At 60.5% G+C, this 16,222-nt stretch carries 13 protein-coding genes, 3 tRNA genes and 1 riboswitch; of the genes, 4 read left to right on the plus strand and 12 right to left on the minus strand.

Annotated elements, in window-relative coordinates; translation table 11 throughout:
• Positions 1-20 precede the first annotated feature (20 nt).
• From ABIE28_RS05800 to ABIE28_RS05850, 11 genes are all read right to left on the minus strand, one after another.
• Complete coding sequence (locus tag ABIE28_RS05800; protein ID WP_354060983.1) at positions 21-986, minus strand: iron-siderophore ABC transporter substrate-binding protein; 966 nt, start codon at positions 984-986, stop codon at positions 21-23.
• Between the two features lie 17 nt (positions 987-1,003).
• Positions 1,004-1,225: a hypothetical protein gene (locus ABIE28_RS05805; protein WP_354060984.1), complete on the minus strand. Its 222-nt coding sequence runs from the start codon at positions 1,223-1,225 to the stop codon at positions 1,004-1,006.
• 47 nt (positions 1,226-1,272) lie between these two features.
• A complete protein-coding gene (locus ABIE28_RS05810; protein WP_354060986.1) occupies positions 1,273-2,763 on the minus strand; it encodes a siderophore-interacting protein in 1,491 nt (496 codons plus the stop codon).
• A gap of 176 nt (positions 2,764-2,939) precedes the next feature.
• The gene (locus ABIE28_RS05815) at positions 2,940-4,199 is read right to left on the minus strand and encodes a hypothetical protein (protein ID WP_354060988.1); all 1,260 of its coding nucleotides are present in this window, start codon (positions 4,197-4,199) and stop codon (positions 2,940-2,942) included.
• A gap of 186 nt (positions 4,200-4,385) precedes the next feature.
• Positions 4,386-5,837 (minus strand): ABC transporter ATP-binding protein, encoded by a 1,452-nt coding sequence (locus tag ABIE28_RS05820; RefSeq protein WP_354060990.1) that lies wholly within the window; start codon positions 5,835-5,837, stop codon positions 4,386-4,388.
• A complete protein-coding gene (locus tag ABIE28_RS05825) occupies positions 5,834-6,730 on the minus strand; it encodes an ABC transporter permease (protein ID WP_354060992.1) in 897 nt (298 codons plus the stop codon). The genes ABIE28_RS05820 and ABIE28_RS05825 overlap by 4 nt, the downstream gene beginning before the upstream one ends.
• Positions 6,727-7,662 (minus strand): ABC transporter permease, encoded by a 936-nt coding sequence (locus ABIE28_RS05830; RefSeq protein WP_354060994.1) that lies wholly within the window; start codon positions 7,660-7,662, stop codon positions 6,727-6,729. The genes ABIE28_RS05825 and ABIE28_RS05830 overlap by 4 nt, the downstream gene beginning before the upstream one ends.
• An 11-nt stretch (positions 7,663-7,673) precedes the next feature.
• A complete protein-coding gene (locus tag ABIE28_RS05835) occupies positions 7,674-9,212 on the minus strand; it encodes an ABC transporter substrate-binding protein (RefSeq protein WP_354060996.1) in 1,539 nt (512 codons plus the stop codon).
• Positions 9,209-9,997: a (2Fe-2S) ferredoxin domain-containing protein gene (locus ABIE28_RS05840; RefSeq protein ID WP_354060998.1), complete on the minus strand. Its 789-nt coding sequence runs from the start codon at positions 9,995-9,997 to the stop codon at positions 9,209-9,211. Before ABIE28_RS05840 ends, ABIE28_RS05835 begins: the two co-directional genes overlap by 4 nt.
• Before the next feature lie 198 nt (positions 9,998-10,195).
• Positions 10,196-10,403: riboswitch (cobalamin riboswitch) on the minus strand.
• Positions 10,404-10,526: 123 nt separating this feature from the next.
• Complete coding sequence (locus ABIE28_RS05845) at positions 10,527-11,093, minus strand: DUF1349 domain-containing protein (protein WP_354061000.1); 567 nt, start codon at positions 11,091-11,093, stop codon at positions 10,527-10,529.
• A 192-nt stretch (positions 11,094-11,285) separates the two neighbouring features.
• Positions 11,286-11,370, minus strand: a tRNA-Tyr gene (locus ABIE28_RS05850).
• A 265-nt stretch (positions 11,371-11,635) separates the two neighbouring features.
• On the opposite strand from ABIE28_RS05850, the gene ABIE28_RS05855 reads away from it, so the two are divergent.
• Positions 11,636-11,709 (plus strand) — tRNA-Gly (locus ABIE28_RS05855).
• 69 nt (positions 11,710-11,778) lie between these two features.
• Here ABIE28_RS05855 and ABIE28_RS05860 read toward each other — a convergent pair.
• Positions 11,779-12,366 (minus strand): HupE/UreJ family protein, encoded by a 588-nt coding sequence (locus ABIE28_RS05860; RefSeq protein ID WP_354066411.1) that lies wholly within the window; start codon positions 12,364-12,366, stop codon positions 11,779-11,781.
• A gap of 130 nt (positions 12,367-12,496) precedes the next feature.
• On the opposite strand from ABIE28_RS05860, the gene ABIE28_RS05865 reads away from it, so the two are divergent.
• The 3 genes from ABIE28_RS05865 (at position 12,497) to ABIE28_RS05875 (ending at position 15,892) form a co-directional block, all read left to right on the plus strand.
• A complete protein-coding gene (locus tag ABIE28_RS05865; protein WP_354061002.1) occupies positions 12,497-12,940 on the plus strand; it encodes an MAPEG family protein in 444 nt (147 codons plus the stop codon).
• Between the two features lie 56 nt (positions 12,941-12,996).
• Positions 12,997-13,072, plus strand: a tRNA-Trp gene (locus ABIE28_RS05870).
• A 561-nt stretch (positions 13,073-13,633) separates the two neighbouring features.
• Positions 13,634-15,892: a PAS domain-containing protein gene (locus ABIE28_RS05875; protein WP_354061004.1), complete on the plus strand. Its 2,259-nt coding sequence runs from the start codon at positions 13,634-13,636 to the stop codon at positions 15,890-15,892.
• Positions 15,893-16,222 lie beyond the last annotated feature (330 nt).

The raw sequence follows: 16,222 nt of genomic DNA on the forward strand, positions 1-16,222 counted from the left end.
AGGACAGTCGCGAGGTTTGATCAGCGCGTTGCGGCCTGCAGTTCTGGGAGTAGCACTTCGAGCGCCCATGCCGTGCTGAGTGGTGATGGATAGCCAACGGCAGAAGCGACGGTTGGCGGCACCACGGCATAGTGGCCGTTCTGGACAGACTGCAGGCGCTTGAAAAGCGGATCGGCTTCGAGGTCGGCCTGGCTGATCTGGGAGACGCCCTCAAAGGGGAAGCCGAACAGCAGCACGTCGGCATCGAACAGATCTAGGCGTTCGCGGCTGACGGCAGAGATATCGGCTGAGAACTGTGCTGCCGTGTCGGGCAAAGTGAAGCCGAGCAGTTTGAAGAAGGTGGTCGAGGTATCGCCTTCGACGGACATGTACGTCAGCTGGTCGGGATGGACGACGCCATAGGTGATGGTCTTGCCGGCAAAGCTGGGGTTTTCAGCGGCGGCAGTGGCGAATTTCGCCTCAATGTCGGCAATGACCTGTTCGCCCTTAGTTTCGAGGGCGAGGGCCTTGGCGGCGGTGCGGGTTTTGTCCTGCCATGTCGGGTTTTCATCGCTGGCGGGCAGAGCGACAACCGGTGCGATGGTGGAGAGGCGCTCATAGTCGGTGTCGAGCGACCACGCGCCCGTGGCGAGGATCAGATCTGGGTCAAGGCCCAGAATTGTCTCGAACGGCACGCCTGACATCAGCGAGAAGAACGCGACAGGTTCGCCATGCCAGTTGGCCATGTAGCTCTGGTGGTAGGTGGAGGTCGTTTCACCATCAAAGCCGGCATTGGCGGATGCGACCGGTTCGAGACCGAGGGCCAGAGCGATGTCGAAGTCGATATCGCTCAGCGCGACGATGCGCTTGGGCATCGCGGCGATTTCGGTGGTGCCATAGGCATTGTCGAGCGTGCGCGGAAAGTCTTGTGCAAAGGCCGCGGCGGGAATGGCGCAAGAGAGCAGGAGGGCGGCCAGCACGGCACGGAGGTTTGGTGCGATAGTCATGTTTGATCCTTCACAAGCTAGGCGACGGCAAATTCGAAGAGGACGTGGCCGTCCGGCAGGCTGAGGCGGCGCACCTGCGCCAGCCCGGCGCGGCTGGCCAGCGGCGCGATGGCATCGTGGTCGCGGAGCTCTCCGAACGAGAGCTGTAGAAACAGCAGCCACTGGGCGCTTTCGGGGATGCCGTATTCCAGCACGAAGAGGCGGCTATCGGCCGTCATGGCGGCGGCGACGTTAGCCAACTGGGTGACAACTGCTTCGTCATCGAGCCGATAGAGCAGGCCGCCGATCAGGTAGATATCGGCGCCCTTTGGCAGCGCCGCGTCGTGCGGTTGGCCGAGGACGGTGATGCGGTCGGACTTGCCAGATGCTGTGGCGAATTCGATTGCGCTGTCGCTGATACTGGGAGGTCGACCAGCGTACCGGTCGCCTGAGTATGGCGCTCGAGGATTTCGTTGAGGAACACGCCCTCGCCACCGCGCACGTCGACGATGTGCGCATTGGGCGGTAAGGCGACCTGCTTGGCGGCGTCCTCGGCGGCGTCTTCGAGGTTGTGGCCGTGTTCATCGGCATAGTTGGAGGCGAAGCGGTCTGACGCAGCGTCCTTGGCATAGCTTTGGCCGTGTGTGGCGGCATAAGCGTTCGTGCCCTTTAGGGTAGCAACGAGGCCAAACCACGCCAGGTCCATGCGACCGGGCGCGGAATTGTAGTCAAGATGCGCTCGGGCGTGGTCGTCTTCGAGGAGGATCAGGCCGAGTGGTGCTAGGGACAGCGCCTCAGGCGTACCCGCCAGCACGGCCTTCTCTATCAGGATCGGGATGAGCGGCCGCAGATAGGTCAGCTCGACGTCGGCGGCCGCTGCGAGGGCTTCGATAGTAGTCGCGCCGTTGGCGATGTGCTTGGCAAGATCATAGGTCGCGGCGGCCCGCAGGGCGAAGGGGCCTGCGAGATCGGCCAGCGCGTCGAAGGCGTCATAGGTTTTGGCCACAACGGTGTCATCGACGCCGTGGTGCCAATAGGCGGACACGGCGACTTGTGACTTGGTGAGGCTGCGTTCGTCGATCAGGTGGGCGCGGAGACGGCGGATGGCTTCGCGTTCGCCGGCACCCCAGACATAGCCGTGGCCATCCGGCAGGGTGAGGTTGGCGACGGTGTCGCGCAGGGTCTGCGGCTGAGCTGGATGGTGCAGGAGCCAATGGATCGCGGCATTAGCCGGCGCCTGCAGCGGGATCTGCGCCGAGGTGTCTTCGTGCAAAATAACGGTGATGACCTTGGCGTCACTTGGCAGCATTTCGAGCCAGTTGCCGATGGCGGGCAGGGCGGTTTCATCGCCGACGATCAGATACCAGTCGGCACTCGGGATGATGAAGGAGGATTTGGGTCCGGCGAAGTGGAGGGTGTCGCCGATTTTGGCGGAGGCGGCCCAGTTGCCGGCAATGCCGTGGCCATGCAGCACAAACTCAAAATCGCAGGTGCCGGAGGACGGATCAAAGCTTCGCGGGGTGTATTCGCGCGACGTCGGGCGCGGATCGTTGGGCCAGTTGAGGTGGCCGTCTGCCTGCGTTGGCAATGTGAGAACGCCGGTGTCGGGTGCGGGGAAGAACATTTTGACGTGGTCGTCTGGGCCCTCGCTAGCGAAGGGCGGGATGGCATAGCCGCTGGATTTGAAGCTCCCCATCTGGGCACCACCGAAGGTGATGCGGCGCAGACGCGGCGAGACATCATGGATGGCGACGACCTCGAGTTCGCGCAGGGAAATCGGGAAACGCTTATTGGCCATGCGGAGTCTCGGTTCTGGTTTTAGGCAAGGTGCTATGGCCGCGTACGCTTGGGGCCAACGGCGATTGCCCGAAATTTGCTCGGGTCAGGCGGGTGGGCCGATGGCCGTTTGCATTCAGATATTGGCAGGGCGCGGAGGGATCCGCTGGTGCGGTCCCTCCGGTGGTGTCGGCAAGATTATTCGTAGGACTTGGTGGCGGTGAAGCTGAGCTTGTAGGCGCCGATGGTGTTGGCTGCGATCGCGGTGGTGGCTTCGAAATTGCCGCCTGGAGCCCAAGTGAGTTCGAGCAGGCCGTCGGTGATCGACTGGGTGCCGCTTGGGGCATTGGCGCCGGTCCAGAGATGGCCGGCTTCAGCCGCAAGAGTCAGCGCTTCGGTGGCCTTGTATTCTACGCGAGCGCGGATTTCTGCGCCTTCGTCGTCATTGACGGTGGTGTCTGCATCAAGATAGCGGGCCGCCAGCTTGACGGTGAAGCTGTCATTGAGCTTGGCTGAGGCGGAGGCCACGAGACCGAGTTCGCGCTCGGAGGTGCCGTCAATTGTTGCGGCAAGCGTGAACATGTCGATGGTGGTTTCGGCGCTGGCGAGAGCATTCCACCAGCCGTCATTGGTCGCGGCAAAGGCGCCGCGCAGCTTAAAGGCGTCGAAGATGGCGGTAACGCCGGTGTGGATAGCCAGATCGTCCAGCGAGCCATCGAGCACGCCGCCAGCCAGCACGGAAATGTGGGCGGTGAGCGTGTCGCTGCCGTAGTTCAGAACGCCGATCAGCGATCCGTCTTCGTCGAGATTTTCCAGCGCGATGCCGGTGGTGAAGCCGCCGCCGAGGTTGTGGGTCAGCTGAATGACGTGACCTTCGGTGCCGTACTTGCCCTTGCCACCATCGAAAGCGACACCGCCGGTTTCGTAGGAGATGAAGCTGTCGAGCCAGCCGAAGGCGTCATCATCGTCCGAGTTGAACACGGACGTGCCACGAATACCAGCGGTCAGAACGGTCTGGTCGCCGACCGAGAAATAGGCCTCGTCGACGGAGAACTCGCCGCTTGGGTCTGGGACAAGGTTTTGGACTTCGTTGTACTCGTAACCATAGAGCACGATGGTGGCCTTGGCGGGACCGAAATCGGTGGACGAGGTGCCAACGGCAGTCAGGTAGACATCGAGCCAGCTGTCCCAATCGTTGGCGTTGCCGTCAGGTGCGTTCCAATCGATGGATGTGCTGTAGCTGGATCCCAGTACTGGACGGTCGCCCTTGTAGTCGCCCCAACGGAATTCATAAGTAAGCTCTGCAGAAACCTGCAAGCAGTTGGATGACGAGGACAGAGTGAGGCCGGAAACGCCAAGCGTGTCACACAGATCGAGCGATTTCAGCACGCCGAGGTCGGCCGCGAATGTCGGTGATACGAGGGTTGCCGAAGCCAGCAGGAAAGTCGCAAGTCTCATTTTTTTGTAGCCCCAAACGTCTGTTATTCAACGCGGTGGGAGCAATGGACCATTGTGGCTAAAAAGTGGAGTCAATTTGTCAGCTTTGTAGGAAAAGATGACCAACCGTTGCATGGCGGCAACATATATGACATTGACGGTCATATTAAAAGGGGCGGAGACGAGAAAAGTGCGGTCGGGTACCGCTCAGGGCGTGGCTTGGGCGATGATGCCGTCGCGCATGTCGATGACGCGATGGGCGAATCCGTTGAGCAACGGGCGATCATGACTGACCATGACGATGATCGTTCCCGTAGCGGCGACCGAGTCGAGCAGGTCGAGGATTTGCGCCGTGGCCAATGTGTCGAGCGCGCTGGTGGGTTCGTCGGCGACGATCATGACGGGTTTGCCGATGCTGGCGCGGGCAATCGAGACGCGCTGGCACTGGCCGGTGGAGAGTTCGCTGGGCAGGCAATCGATATCGGTGTGACCAAGACCGACGCGGGCAAAAATCTCGCGAGCGCGGTCGCGCAGAGTGGCGCGGGACAGGCCGGGCAGGTGCCGCGCGGTCAGGGGCTCGGTGACCGACCGCCATACCGGCCAGCGCGCGTTGAGGCTGGCCACCGGGTCCTGGAAGATCGGCATGATCGAGCCTGGGAAGGTGAGGCTATCGTGCCGGACGATAGTGCCGGCGGTTGGCCGCTCTATGCCGCCGAGCAGGCGCAGTAGGGTCGATTTTCCGCAGCCGGAGGGACCGCTGATGCCGACGATTTCGCCGGGGTGCAGTTCGAGATTGGCATTGCGGACGGCGTGGGTGTCAGCGGTCTTGCGGCTATAGCTGCGGCCGACCTGATGCAGACGCATCAACGGTGCGGCGTCGATGGTCGCGCGCTGGCGCTTGTGGCTCAGGGTGTCGGCGGCGGCGACGAAGTCGCGGGTGTAGCCGTGCTTGGGCGACGTGGCGATTTCATCGGCCGTGCCGATCTCGATGATCTCGCCATTGCGGCAGACGGCGATTCGGTCGGCATGGCGCAGGACGAGCGGCAGATCGTGGCTGATCAGAAGGACGGCGGAACCGCTGGTCTTGAGGGCGGCGATGGTGGCGTCGGCGCGCTCGGCATCGAGGGCGCTGGTTGGTTCGTCGGCGACGACAAGCGGTGGGTTGTGGGCGCGCGCCGCAACGATAGAGGCGCGCTGCAACATGCCGCCGCTCCAGCTGTGTGGATAGTCCCAGACGGCAGTACTAGCATTGGCGATGCCGACGGCGTCGAGGCGTTCAAGCGCGACATCCTCTGGGCTGGTGAGGCCGTGGACCTGCCAGGCATCGACGACGTGATCGTGCACCGGGCGGAGTGGATCGCAGGCCTGATAGGGGTCTTGGGCGACATAGCCGATCTCGCGGCCACGAAGGGCGCGGAAGCCGGATTCGTCCAATGCGGTCAGATCTGCGCCTGAGATCTGTAACTTGCCGGTTACCGTTGCGCCGGGTGGCAGTATGCCAAGGATGGCGCGGGCAATGGTGGTTTTGCCGGAGCCAGATTGGCCGACAAGGGCAACACATTCGCCGGGGGCGATGGAGAAACTGGCATTGGTTACGGCGAGGTGGCCGTCGGGGTAGCGGATGGTCAGATCCTGGCAGTGGAGCAGAGGGGCGGTCATGTGCGGCCTCGCGGTTCGAGGACGTCGCGCAGGCCATTGCCGGCGAGATTGGCAGCGAGCACGGAGACAAAGATCAGCCCGGCAGGCACCAGCAGGAGCCAGGGCGCAATGGGGAAATAGAAGCGGGATTCGGCCAGCATGGCGCCCCACTCGGCATAGGGTTGTTGCACGCCAAGGCCCAGGAATGAGAAGCCGGAAATGGCTGAGATCATGCCGCCAAGGCCGAGCGTGGCGACGACGGCGAGTTGCAGCGCGACGCCCGGAAGCACGTGGCGGAACAGAATGCGGGCTTCGCCAATGCCGGCCATGCGAGCAGCGATCACATCGGGGCGCTGGCGGGCGGAGAGGGTGTAGGAGCGGGCGAGGCGGGCATAATAGGCCCAATCGGCGACGATCAGCGCAATCAGCAGGTTTATGAAGCCCGGACCCAGAATGCCGATGATGGCAAAGGCCAGCACGAGGCCGGGCAGGGTCATCATGACGTCGACGAGGCGCATCAGGACGGTATCGACCCAGCCGCCAGCCATTCCGGCTATGGTCCCGATTATGATCCCGATGGTGAAAATGGTGCCGAGCACCATGACCGCCGCGCCGATGGAGCGATGGGCGCCGTCGAGCAGGCGGGATAGCACATCGCGGCCGGTCGGGTCGGTGCCCAGCCAATGGGTTGCGCTCGGCGCCTGCAGGGCGACCGCATAGTCGGGCCAGTTAGGTTCATAGGGCGAAATGAACGGGCCAAGGGCGGCGAGCACCAGCAGGATCACCCCGAGCAGCATTCCGATGGCGAAGCCGCGATGGGCCAGCAGGCGCGGCCAGAGTTGGCGCTGGGTGGATGGCGTGAATCTGGGCGATGTGGGCCGGGCGACGCTGGCGAAGCGGGTGAGGGCGTTCATCGTGCGCTCCGCAGACGGGGATCGAGCAGCATGGCCACCACATCGACGAGGAAGCTGGCGGCCACATAGGCAAGACCGCTGAGCAGGACAAAGCCCTGAATGACGGGGAAGTCGCGGGCAGAGAGCGCCTGCAACAAGTAACGGCCAAGGCCGGGCCAGGTGAAGATTTCTTCGATGATCGGCGCGCCGCCGATCAGCGCGCCGATGCTGACGCCGACGGCGGTGAGGAACGGCAAGAGGCCATTGGGCAGCCCATGGCGCGACAGGACAAACCAACGGCTCGCGCCACGGGCGCGGGCAACCTGCGCGAAGTTTGAGTTCATGGCCTGAAGCAGGCTGGCGCGCAGAAGCTGGGTCCAGCCAGCGGCCCGGTCGACCCCAATGGTCAGGGCCGGCAGGAGGACCAGGGCAAAAGTGCCGCTGGACAGCACGCGGCCAACGCCGGCGCCGACCACGACATATTGCAACACCAGTAGGGCGAAGACGAAGGTGGGCAGGGCGGAGCCAATCTGCGTGTAGAGCAATATGACGCGGTCAGGCCATCGTCCCCGCCAGGCCACAGAAATCAACGCCAGGATCAGCGCGAGAATGACGGAAGTGGCGAGGGCGGTGCCTAACAGCATCAGCGTGGCGGGCAAGCGTTGGCCGATCTCTTCGAGCACGGGTTTGCCGGTGCGATAGGACACCGACAGATCGCCCTGCACGACGCGCCCGAGCCACTGCACGTATTGCAGCGGCAGCGGCTCATCGAGCGCCAGTTCGGCCCGCAGATTGGCAATCTGCAGGTCATTGGGCTCGTGAATGAAGCGCGCCTCAAGTATCCGCATCACCGGGTCGCCCGGCGATAGCGGCAGGAGCGCCCAGACGATAACCGTGGCAGCCAGCGCCGTCAGGACGGCCTGTGCAAGTCGTTTGAGGATCAGGACTGCCACGGAGTTTTTCATTACTGCGCCGGCGACGGGGCTGTGGTCGGCGAGACGTGGTAGAGCGCGAAGCCGGGTTCGTAGCCGGCATAGGTCTCGTTCACGACGACGCGGCCCTTGTGGATGTTGAAGGCAAACACATAGGGGTCTTCGCTCACCAGAATGTCCTGGATGCGGCCAAGGATTTCGTCGCGACGAGTGGTGTCGACTGTGACCTTGAGTTCAGCGATCAGGGCGTGGACTTCCGGGTTGGCGTAGCTGGCAAAGTTGCGGTTGCCGGCGGGGCCAAGATAGCGCGTCAGGAATGGCGAGGTGACGCCCCAGCTGACGGTGCCTTCGCTGGAAATGCCAAGATCCCAATCGACGCCGCCTTTGCCCAGTGCTGCATAAACGTCATCGACCGACTGGATTTTGACCCCAATACCGAGCTTGCGAACCTGGGCCTGCAACGCGCCGCTAAGCGGCACGAGGTCTGGTTGCTGCGGATATATGACGACCTTGAGCTCAAGCGCTTCGCCGTCCTTGCGGCGCATGTCGCCATCGAGGAGCCAACCGGCTTCGTCGAGCAGGGCGGCCGCAGCCGTCGGATCGGTGACATAGGTCTGGCGAGCCCAGGGGAAGCTTTCATTGTAGAGGCCCTTGGCCTCAGCCAGGGCGCCGCCGAACACGACATTGGCGATCTCGTCATAGTCGATGGTCTGCATCAGTGCCTGACGCACGCGAACGTCGTCGAATGGTGGCTGGTTGACGTTCATGAAGCCTAGGAAGCCGCCGGTTCCGGTGGTGCCGGTATTGAAATGAATGCCGGGGGTGGCATCAACCACGGGGCGCGCCGCGATAGGGGGATAGAGCGCGATATCGGCTTCATCGTTCTGGACGGCCAGAATGCGGGCGTTCGGATCGGTGACGAAGCTGACGGAGAGGCCGGGCAGGGCTGGTTCGCCGTTCCAGTAGCTATCGTTGCGCTCCGCATCGAGGCGGGCGGAGGTCAGACTGGTGACGGTGTAGGGGCCGGTATAAATGCCGGCATTGGTCAGCTTGGTCCAGTCGTCGCCAACGGCGTCGGCGGCCTCGGCGTCATAGATCAGGAAGATAGCTTCGTTGGACAGAATGCCGGGCAGTTCCGGCCATGGCGCGACCGTCGAAATGGTAATTTCCATGTTACCGGTTTTGACGAAGGTTGTGCCTTCGGGAACGGCACCTGTGGCGGAGTCCGATACGGCCATCTGGCGCTTGATGACGGCGAGAACGGCGTCGGCATCGAGCACCTTGCCATTCTGGAAAGTGATCCCATCGCGCACGGTAGCGACCCAGGTCAGCGCGTCCTTGTTTTCCAGGCTTTCCAGCAGCCAAGGCTGGTTGGTGCCGTCGGGATAAAACTTCATCAGCAGTTCGGCAACGCCAAATTCCTGCATCCAGAAGCCATCGACGGCCGGGTTCATCGTGCCGATGTCAAACGAGGTGACGATGCGTAACGGCGCTGGATCAGACTGCGCGGTGGCAGCCGAGACCGCTAAGGCGCTGGCCAGCAGGGCGAGTGTGAGACGCTTGAAAATCATGAATTGTCCTTGGTGGAAAGGGCAGGTTGGCGTGCGGCCTTGGCCGTATGAATGAGGAGGTCGTGGGCGGTCTGGCCCTGGACCAGAACTTCCGAAACGAAGCGGGCGAGGGCTGTTTTGTCGGCCAGGCGATACCATTCGCCCTTGGGATAAAGGGCGACCATCGGGCCTTGATTGCAGGGGAACAGGCAGCCGGTGCGGGCGGTGAGGCATTGAGAGGCAATGCCCTGTCTGTTGGTCTCGTCCTTGAGGGCATGCAGGAGCGAGGCAGCGTCGCGGTAGTGGCAGCGCGGGCCGGTGCAGACCAGCAGGTGGTGTCGAAAATCGGGTGGGTTCTGCCAGCCAGGTTTGCCCAGCGATGGTTTTGCCTTGGCGACGGGCGTGGCGTTGTCGGCGTTTTCAAGCGCCGTCGTCACGAAATGACTGAGCAGTGCCGGGTCATCGCTGGCTTCGCTGCCAACGGACAAGGTGACATCGTCGTTGCCGGGCAGAAGGCTCCAAGTGGCGAGCGCGCCAGGGAGCCAGGCGATCAGGCTTTCGGGGAAAGGCAGGCCAATCGGCTGGACGAGAATGGACGTATGCCCCTCATCGCGCAGGGCGTCGAGGGCCTGCGGCAGGTTCTGGTCGGTGCCTTCGAGGCGAACGAGACGGCTGGGCAGGGCGGTGGCTGCGGCAAGTCCGTTCGCCACCGTCGCAAAACGGCGAGCACTCAGATTGGCCAGCGAGATGACAAAGAGAATGGCGTCAGGCTGCATGACACGCCCCAATGCAGGACGCATGATCATGTGGATACGCCATTGGGTGGTGCCCAATGTTCATAATCAAAACTCCGCTCAAGCCGGTTAGGATCGGCTTTGGCGGGCGGGGTGTGCGCGCGCCGATAACCCCGTTGTCGGAACGGACAGGTTAGGCGCAAATGGCAGATAGGATGCTGGCGTGGCCGCAGTCATGACGTGTCCCCTGCCAGAACACCTCGTCTGGCTGCTTGGTATTGTGCTTGGGCAGGTCTCCTGGCTCACGGCTCTGATGCGGTTGCAGCCTTCCCAATCCTAAAAGGACCAGTGGCGATAGCAATCGCTTGCCGCTTACAGTTGCGAGGGCAGCCTCGGTTTTGGCCCCTGATGGGTAATCCGCACCGTGTTCCCTTTTAATCCGCGCGTCATGGCGGAACCGAAAGCTCGCGCAAGTTGGGGTGATTCTGGATGGGGATCAAGGCGCAGGTGTCGGCGTTGTGTCGCGGGGGCGCGTTGCGCCAACACTCTTGCTGCGTTTGCTGGTAAGACAGTGGCTAAGCTGGAGTTGGTGGCAGAAAACCTAGTCGTCATGCAGCCGCTTTTCGATTGGCTCGCCGATCCGGAAATTGTTGAACTGCACGTCTAGGCCAGCGCGGGTTGGGGAGCAGCACATCATGCCGGCTTGGACGACTTGGGGCATCGCCAGGTATGCGAGGCGGGCCATGCGCCATTGGCCGGTTTCGGCCTGTAATTGGACGCGCAGGGCTGTGCCGTGCCGCGTGACGCGGATGTTCAGGCCGTCGCGGAATGCGTTGGGCAGGGAGAGCATCGACCAATCGGATTGGTCATCGCGCGTTACCACGGTGCTGAAATGGAGCTCACCATCGGTATATTCGATGCCGGCCTTGATCCAGTTCTTGCCGTCGACGCGGACCATCAGGCCGGCCTGATCATAGAGTGCCGTGTAGTCGGCCTTGAATGTGACTGACATGGTGAAATCGCCGGACACTTCATCGTGGTAGAAGTGACCGTTGTCGTGCAGGAAATCGTAGAACGTGTTGTTCCAGAAATCCGTCTCCAGCGCGGTCCGAACAGCTAGCCCCTCACCATTTTCGGTCCAGTGAAGCGGCTCGTTGATCCAGCGCATAGTGGTTCTCCGTCAGTGCTGGAGACTACCCTATGGTCACGTTGGCAGTTTGGCTAGATTGCGCTAGGCCCTGCGTCGTCGATCGGACCATAGAAACGGACGTAGCGGAAGCGCCCACGAATGAGCCTGTCTAACTATGTCTTTGGGGGAGGCCCGGATGCTTTGGCCGCTGGGCCTGTCCGGAAAGGGCGATGGTGGAGGGGACTGGATTCGAACCAGTGTACGCTAAGCGGTCAGATTTACAGTCTGATGGATTTAACCACTCTCCCACCCCTCCACAACAACGTCGCTTGGGTAGGAAAACGAAGCGCTAGGCGTTTCGTTCGGGCGGTTTATGGTGGTCTGATGACAGAGTGTCAACACCCCTTTGGCAATGCTCCCAAAAAAACTGCTGGCCAATGACGTTAAGGCCAATTGCCGCCGTCGCGCCGCAGGGGCTTTTGGCTGCGTCATGCGCGCTAAAGTCTCGTTGATGACGGCGGGAAGGGGTTGCCAGTGTTGGTTGTGCCGCGCTATTGGCTAACACGTCGGTCATCGACCGGGCGGGTATAGCTCAGTGGTAGAGCAGCAGCCTTCCAAGCTGAATATGCGGGTTCGATTCCCGCTACCCGCTCCAAAAAACCACCAATTTCATCGAAGACGGTATCGGCGGAGATTGCTCTCCACCGAGGTTTTGCGTTGTCGGCTACAGCCAGCCGGCCAGCACACCGATGCCGCCAATGGCAAATACACCGCCGGCGAACTGGGCAGCGTATTTACCGTACTTGCCGATAAGGCGCGCGATTGCCGCTGTGCTGGCAATGCCTGAGAGATGGAGCAGGGCGGTTGCAACCGCGAAGCCGGCCGCGTAGGTCAGCCCGCTTGCGTCTGTCGGCATTTCAGCGCCATGGGCGTGTCCGTGGAACACTGCAAACAGGCCAACAAGCGTCATCGCGGCGGCAACAGGCATCGCCCGTCCAAGGGCGGCGGCGGCGCCGATCACTACGCTTGAGAGGGCAATGCCAAGTTCGACATAGGGGAGGTCGACCTGGGTCACGCCCAGCGCGAAGCCGGCGACCATCATGGTCACAAAGCTCAGCGGCACCAGCCACAGGGCGCGGCCACCCAGCACGAAGGCGAAAACGCCGCCAGCGACCATTGCCAGGACGTGATCGATTCCGCCGATGGGGTGTTCAAAGCCGTGAAAAAAACCGGCTGTGTCGCCGACGCCAGTGTGGGCGAAGCTGATTGTGGGGAAGAGGACCAGAATGGCCAAGGCCAGAAAAAGACGCATCATTATCCTTCCGGGGTCTTGTGCCCCTGAGTGATCGCAATCGGCGCCCGCCGGAACTTCCATATACTCGCATGCCATTTAATGGCTGCGCGCGGCGTGGTTGTAAATGGTGATCCATATGGCGCCGGTTATGCGTTATAGCTTTGCCACCGCAGCGTTGCGGGTTTGGGGTAAGGCGATCGTGCTGCTTGTTATTTTTCTCGTGCTTTTGCTGCTGCTGGTTCAGGTCTTTTTGCCCGGCCGCTATCTGACGGAACAGGTTGGCAATGCCGCCCAGATGGGACCGCGCGACGACCTGCCGGAACCGAGTCGCAATCTGGCGCGCGCCCGCCGCGCCCTTGGCAATCTGCAGGAAACGCTGCCGATTTTTCTGACGCTGGCCGTGCTGTCGATCGTGTTGGGCGAGCAGAGTTGGCTGGCGCTGATCGGCGCCTGGCTTTATCTGGTCGCCCGCGTCTCGCATGTAATTTGCTACATGAAGGGGCTTTCGCCATGGCGTTCGGTGTCTTTTATGGCCGGATTGCTGGGGAATTTGCTGATGGTGATCGCGCTTGTGCCCCATATTTGGGGCTAAGCTGCAAAGGGGTCTTGCGAAGCGCGCCCTTTGCCATTAGACACACCCTCGCCTGAAGGGGTTTAGCTCAGTTGGTAGAGCATCGGTCTCCAAAACCGAGGGTCGTGGGTTCGAGTCCCCCAGCCCCTGCCAGGCATCTATCTGACATCATTGCATTTTCTACCTCTGGCGCAATTGTGGCGTTGGAGGTTTGGCAGTTTTAGACCGAGGGTCTAACAGATTTGTTTGCCTTCTGATCGATTCTAGCATGGCCTCTTATCTATTTTCCAGCTTTGCGCCACGAGATCGAAGCTGCGGCATCGCGATAAAATCTTGCGCGAGCTGAAGGCTAGTATCGTTATCGTCTCATCCATCCTCTCTAAGTGTGGTTTTGCGACGGTGTGCCGCGTTCCGTAAGAAGTCCTGCCGGAACCAATGTGACCATAGTCCTACACATTGGTTCCAAACGCTTGATGTCCCGGCCCGGTAGTCGAGAGGTAGGGTGGCTGCGGGCGCAGAAAGTATACGCTCCCGTGCTGGCAGTGACGTTTGGAATGCCGCCGCATACGCGTCGACCGCAATACTTGAAGATCACATCGCCACTGGTTGACTGACGTCGTGAGATGGGGCGTGACAACTAGAATATTAGTGTTAAGATTTGACGTTAGGACTTGAGCGCGAGATAAGCCATTGGCCTCCGTCGAAGAGAGCCCTGTGAAGAGTGAGCTGGAACAACCTGTGGGTCTTCCTTATGCGCCACTCGCTGTCGGTGGTGCCGTATTTATAGCTTGCTTACTAGGCATCTCGACGAGGCCGCCGGGTTTTATCGCCATGGTGTGGCCCGCGAATGCCATTATGCTGGGATTACTAGTCAGGATACCTTGTGCACGTCGCGCAACCACTTGGTTGGTGGCGGCTTTTGCATACATGGCGGCCGATCTGGTCGCGGGTACTGATTTCGCTAAAGCCATTTTGCTCAACACCGCAAATCTGTGTGGTATTGGCGCAGGGTATGTTGCCTATCGGTATCTTCCCAGAGACGCATTGCGGATGCGCGAGCCGGCATCTGCGCTCTACGTCATTCTGCTTTCGGCAGCGGCGAGTGTAGGCGCAGGCGTTGTGGGCGCTGTTGGGGATCCATTCTTACTCCAGATAGGAATGAATAATGCAGCAATTCTGTGGGCTGTCACTGAATTGGTCAACTACATCGCCTTGCTACCTGTAATCCTTTCTGCACAAAAATTTGGCGCGCGGCTGTTATTTGTTAATAGAGTATCGATCTCGACATACTTGAGGGCAGCATTGCCGACCTTGGCGTTGGCTGCTTCATGCTGCTTTGCGGCGGCGCTGGGAGGGCCAGGAGCGATCGCCCTTGCCGTCCCGGCGCTACTTTGGTGCGGGCTAAGCTATTCCGTCTTTGTCGTATCGGTCCTGTCCTTTGCATTTAGTTGCTGGTCTCTCACCATTTTATGCGCTGCTTACGTGCAGGGTAGTGGTGCTGTTGTTGATGAGCATGCGCTGGTCTCCATGAGGTTGGCCGCGTTCGTGATAGCTTTGGCGCCCACTACGTTGGCCATTGTGATGCGAAGGATGGTTGAGCTTAACGAGAAGCTTTCATTCACTCGACAAAGTGCCGATATGGCAATGAACGCTGGCGGAATAGTCGCGACCTGGGACCTGAATCTGGGGCTACGGACACTCTCGGTGGAGGGCAGTTTCCTGAGGATGTTTAATCTGGAAAGCCAACCCAAGGCTATTCCGCTTGAGGTGTTATCCCGATTGATGCATCCGGATGACCGTGATCGGGTATGGGACGCCCTTGGCAATTCCATCGCTACCGATACGGACTATCACTGTCGTTACAGGCTGGTTACCCCCCAGGGCGAAATTAGATGGTTCGCAGCTTTCGGAAAACCGTCACGGGATAACCAGCACGCAGTCTCGAATTTGACAGGGATACTGGTTGATGTCACCGAACATGCACATGCAGTAGAAGCGCTAGAGCAAAGCAATACGCGCTTCAATATAGTTAGTGAATCCATCCCTCAAATCGTGTGGAGTACGGATAGCAAAGGCCGACATGACTATTTCAATAGTCGATGGGCGGAATTCACCGGCGTCTCGCCGGAGGAAACCTCATTCGACACTTGGGAGAGGTTGGTTCATCCGGATGACAAACCTCGGGTCGATGAATCCTGGAGGGCCTGCCTCGCTAGCGGAGAGACGTATTCGATCGACTATAGATTCCGATACCGAGACGGCAGCTATCGCTGGCTAAAAGTTCTAGCTAAGCCTTTCTGGAACGATGAGGGGGAGATAGTTAGGTGGTATGGGACGTCCACAGATATTAATGACGCCAAAGAACTTGAGGCCGAGCGCGAACTTGTCTCGCGCGAACTAGATCACCGGATTGGCAATCTATTCGCGTTGGTAAACGGCCTAGTCGCACTTTCAGCACGTCACGGAACCGACTTGAAATCCGCCACTGACGACCTGCGCGGACGACTAAGTGCGCTGCACGGAGCTCATGTGCTCATCAGAGGGAACGGGCAGGGGCAATCTGCCACCTTAGCAGAGCTTCTGTGGCAATTACTCGCGCCCTACCACAACGGTGGCGACCATATCACCATTGCAGGTGACGAAGTCGCCGTTGATGCGTCGGCGATGACCTCAGTAGCGTTAATATTTCATGAGTTAGCGACTAACGCTGTCAAATATGGCGCGCTAGGGGATAGTACCGGGCATCTGAGTATCATGCTTACCCACAATGGCGAGCGAGTAAGGATTGTTTGGGAGGAGGTATCAGGCGCGCAAGCGGCTACTGCCCAAGGATCAGGCTTCGGGTCAAAACTGTTCACATCCATCGTTGAGGCACAGCTCCGCGGTACGGCGACGCGGTCATGGTCTCCCGAAGGCTTGACGGTGGATATTGATGTGCCCGCCTCGTCGCTGGAGCGCAATGCAAGGGGCTAGGCTTGTTGGTATCCTCCGCTCGAATAGTGTCTAGAACAGATATGTTGATCCAGTGATGACCGAATGAGTTCCTCCGACCCCCGCCTCGGAATGCTCTTCGGTTGTTGCGGCGCTTGGGTCAGACCCTGATTGATCACGATCTCCAGCAAGCGTTGCAATGGTGCGCCTCATTCAGCGTCCCGAAATAGCGGTACAACTGTCTTCGTCGGTCGAGGGCACGAAGTAGAAGAGTTCGTTGGTGTGGTTCGCCGCGTGCGTGCGCTGCCAGTGTTTAAGCACTAAGGCACGCGGCCAACGCCGGACCTCATAACTCGTACTAAGATCACCCAG

It is taken from the genome of Devosia sp. 2618 (genome assembly GCF_040546815.1).
In the GTDB taxonomy this organism is placed as follows: Bacteria; Pseudomonadota; Alphaproteobacteria; order Rhizobiales; family Devosiaceae; genus Devosia.

Bases quoted from the DNA above. Each gene is read 5' to 3' on its own strand.
- ABIE28_RS05800 (WP_354060983.1), bottom strand. From the start codon at position 986: ATGACTATCGCACCAAACCTCCGTGCCGTGCTGGCCGCCCTCCTGCTC.
- ABIE28_RS05810 (WP_354060986.1), bottom strand. From the start codon at position 2,763: ATGGCCAATAAGCGTTTCCCGATTTCCCTGCGCGAACTCGAGGTCGTC.
- ABIE28_RS05815 (WP_354060988.1), bottom strand. From the start codon at position 4,199: ATGAGACTTGCGACTTTCCTGCTGGCTTCGGCAACCCTCGTATCACCG.
- ABIE28_RS05820 (WP_354060990.1), bottom strand. From the start codon at position 5,837: ATGACCGCCCCTCTGCTCCACTGCCAGGATCTGACCATCCGCTACCCC.
- ABIE28_RS05825 (WP_354060992.1), bottom strand. From the start codon at position 6,730: ATGAACGCCCTCACCCGCTTCGCCAGCGTCGCCCGGCCCACATCGCCC.
- ABIE28_RS05835 (WP_354060996.1), bottom strand. From the start codon at position 9,212: ATGATTTTCAAGCGTCTCACACTCGCCCTGCTGGCCAGCGCCTTAGCG.
- ABIE28_RS05840 (WP_354060998.1), bottom strand. From the start codon at position 9,997: ATGATCATGCGTCCTGCATTGGGGCGTGTCATGCAGCCTGACGCCATT.
- ABIE28_RS05845 (WP_354061000.1), bottom strand. From the start codon at position 11,093: ATGCGCTGGATCAACGAGCCGCTTCACTGGACCGAAAATGGTGAGGGG.
- ABIE28_RS05860 (WP_354066411.1), bottom strand. From the start codon at position 12,366: ATGCGTCTTTTTCTGGCCTTGGCCATTCTGGTCCTCTTCCCCACAATC.
- ABIE28_RS05865 (WP_354061002.1), top strand. From the start codon at position 12,497: ATGCGTTATAGCTTTGCCACCGCAGCGTTGCGGGTTTGGGGTAAGGCG.